Genomic DNA, 3,265 nt, shown 5'->3' on the forward strand with positions numbered 1-3,265 from the left:
ACATTACCATCCACCTGCAGCTGACCTGCATTCACCTGCAGGTTGCCACCACTGGTCAGCCCTTGCTGCAGACGGACTTGTCCCGTGCTGTTCAGAGTGAGGTTGTGCCCGGTCAGTACGCGTCCATCCGTCTGCAGGCCGCTAACCAGCTGGGCGCGACTGTCGATACTGGCGGCCTGTACCTGCAGGCTTTGCCCGGCGGCCAGCAGGCCATTCTGTTGCAGTTGGCCACCTGCCTGCACCTGTACTGCACCTTGGCCGTACACGGTCTGATCCTGGCTCAGCGTGCCCTGGCTCTTGAGCTGGATGCCGCCTGCGCTGCTGATCTTGTTGTTCAGGGTGAGCGTGCCGTTGCTGCTGATCTGGATGTCCTCGCTGCGGCTGGCCATTTCACCGCGCAGGGTGACCCCAACCCCGGCTTCGGTGCCCACCAAGCGAATCTTGTTGGCGTACATGCCGCCCAGCAGGCTGCTGTCGATAGCGACCTGAGGCGCAGTGCCGTTGCCGGCAATCTGCTGCGTGCTCAGGCTGGCGTAGTCAACCTGGTTGCTTCCCGCGATCAGGTTGAGCTGCTTGCCTTGCAGTTGACCATTGATGATGATGGCGCGCGACAGCAGGTCCATCTGGTCAATATTGTTGGCGTTGAGCCCGTTGCCGCTAATGTCCAGTTGCCCGCCAGTAACGCGGAAGGCTTGCAGGCTGCCATCACCGCCAAACAGCGGGGTGCCGGTGACCAGCCCGGCGCGGCTGGTATTGATGAAGCCACAGCCATTGCAGCTGATGCCGTTGGGGTTGGCGATGATCACTTCGGCACGGCTGCCGCCCACTTCGGTCATACCACGCAGCAGGCTGGGCTGGGTACCGGTGACCTCGTTGAGGATGATGCGGGCGCTACCATTCCGCAGGTTGGGATTACCCTCGATCCAGCCCGCTTGCTGGGTCTGGTTCAGCTGGTAGCCATTATTGAGGATGACACCACCCGCCCCGACATTGAATTGCTGGTATTGGTTGTGCGATACCCCGGCTCCGTTCGGTGCCACGATGTTGACCACCGTAGTGCCGTTGGCACTCTGCCCGACGGCTGGACCTGCCGCCCCCGGTGCGGCGACGACATCGGCCGCGTAGACCAGTGCGGGATGCAGGATCAGGCTTAACGCCATCCAGCCTGCCAGCAGGCGACGCCACAGAGACGGGCGTTCGGCAGTGTGGTCCAGATCGTGAGAGAGGGTGTTCAGTTCAGAGGTGCGCATCTGTATCGGTCCGCAACATCAATATTGGTAGTTCAGGACCCACGCCCACACCGGGCGTCGGGTATCGAAATCATTCGGGCGCTGCAAGGCCCAGGCCAGCGAGGCGTCGTAGCTGAGCCCCTTGCCGCCCCCACGCAGGCCAACGGCCATGCCACTGAGGAAACGGCTGCCGGATGGCGCACTGCGCCCGCTGACCCGGCCGGCATCCATGGCCAGGTAGAAACGCTGGCCACTGTCGGCCAGTGCCCACTCCAGCTCATTGCGCCACAGCCAGCCGCGTTCACCGGACAGGCTGCGCTCGCCATCAAAGCCACGCACGCTGTAACGGCCACCAATGGCCATCTGCTCGCTGCCATACAGGGTGTCGCGACTCCATTGTCCGCGTAGCGTGCCGTGGTACTGCCCACTCAGCAGCGGGGTATCCAGCGACAGGTTCATGCTCCACAGGTGGTAACGTCGGCGTGGGTCGCTGATGCTGCGGGCGGTGTCCGGGTTGGCTCGGAACCAGGGCATGCCCTGACGGTAGGCTGCGCCCAACTCCAGTACACTCTGCCCCAAGTACTGCTTGTGCTGCACCCCGACCTCCAGTGAGCTGGCGCGTACCCGTTGTACCTCGACTTCGGTGTCCTCAATGAAGCTGCGGCTCTCGCGCTGGCCCAGTTTGATGTGCAGGGTGGTTTTGCTGGACTGGTCGCGCTGCAGCAGACGCTGCAGCCCCAGCTCGCGGGTGCGGCTGCGGCCAGAGCTCATGAAGCTTTGCGTTACACCGGATACCTGCTGGTGATACTGGCTGCGGCCCAGACTGAGGCTGGCTGTCCAGTTACCCCACGGCAGGCTGTAGTACAGATTATCGCTGCGGGTGCCACGTTGCTCACCTTCAGGTTCGGCATCGTGGTTCAGGCTGATACTGAGCAGGTCATTCAGACGCAGCGGGTTATCCAGCGAGAACGACAACGCGCCCTGGCGCTCGCCGGTGCCGCGACTGCCACTGTTGTCCAGACTCAGGGACACGCGCCACGGGCGACCTTGCTGCAGACGGATCACCACATCACTCTGACCGGGTTCGCCGGTCGCCACGATGTCCATCTCGACGTCAAAGCTGGGCACCCGCTTGAGCTGCTCCAGCCCCTGCTCCAATGCACGCAGGTTCAACACCTCACCGGGCTGTATCGGAAACGCTGTACGCCAGGAAGCTGTGGCAGCTTCATCACTGAAACGCAAGGCATGCAAGCGCCCTGCCTGCACGAATAGCTGCAGGGTACCGCTACCCAGATTCTGCTCGGGCAGCAACACCCGGCTGGTGACGAAGCCTTCCGCCAGAATGTGGTTATTGGCTTCCTGCAAGACGCGCTGCAAACCTTGCCGTCCGATGCAACGCCCGACATAGCGCTGCAACCAGCCCGACAGCTGCGGAAAGGCCTCCACCTCGCCCTGCAACTGCACCGACCTCAGCGGGAAGCACTCCGCCTCCTCCGGCCATGGCGCGTCCAGCGGCGGTGCCGCCTGCGGCGTCAGCACATCCGGCGGCAAAGATTGCTGCTGGCGCGCCGCTTCACGTTGCTGAATGCGACGCAGCTCGTCATCTCGCGTATCGGCATGTAATTGCTGCGAAGCAACAACCAAACAGAAAAGGAAACCCGCACCCCGCTGCCAGCGCAGTGGGTGACGCCATAAATCAATCATCACAATGGGAAATCAAGTCGGATGGGGGCTGGCAATGAAAATACACACAACACCCTGTTTTTAATCATCTTACCCTGTATTCATAGGCGTGATTATAGCATCCGGGTATGCCAGATGGGTGGTCGGTGCGATGCAAAGCAAGGATTGTTGACAATTCACACTGCCGAAGTAGCAAGCGCGGGCGTTAGCGATGTTGCTGCTTCGCAACATTGCACTTTGGTACAGGGTGCCGCAGGCAAGCGGCTGCCCGCCAATGGGCAGGCATCGCATGGGGCCATGCGGCGTACGTAGGCGAGATGTGGGCCCATGTCACCGCTCACATGCAACACGCC

At 62.1% G+C, this 3,265-nt stretch carries 2 protein-coding genes; both read right to left on the reverse strand.

Features of this window, described 5'->3' with window-relative positions:
- The coding region (locus HF682_RS17605; protein ID WP_168878658.1) for a filamentous hemagglutinin N-terminal domain-containing protein at positions 1-1,250 on the reverse strand (1,250 nt) is incomplete at its 3' end.
- Positions 1,251-1,268: 18 nt separating this feature from the next.
- Positions 1,269-2,933: a ShlB/FhaC/HecB family hemolysin secretion/activation protein gene (locus HF682_RS17610; protein WP_168878659.1), complete on the reverse strand. Its 1,665-nt coding sequence runs from the start codon at positions 2,931-2,933 to the stop codon at positions 1,269-1,271.
- Between the last annotated feature and the right edge of the window lie 332 nt (positions 2,934-3,265).

The organism is Leeia aquatica (genome assembly GCF_012641365.1).
In the GTDB taxonomy this organism is placed as follows: Bacteria; Pseudomonadota; Gammaproteobacteria; order Burkholderiales; family Leeiaceae; genus Leeia; species Leeia aquatica.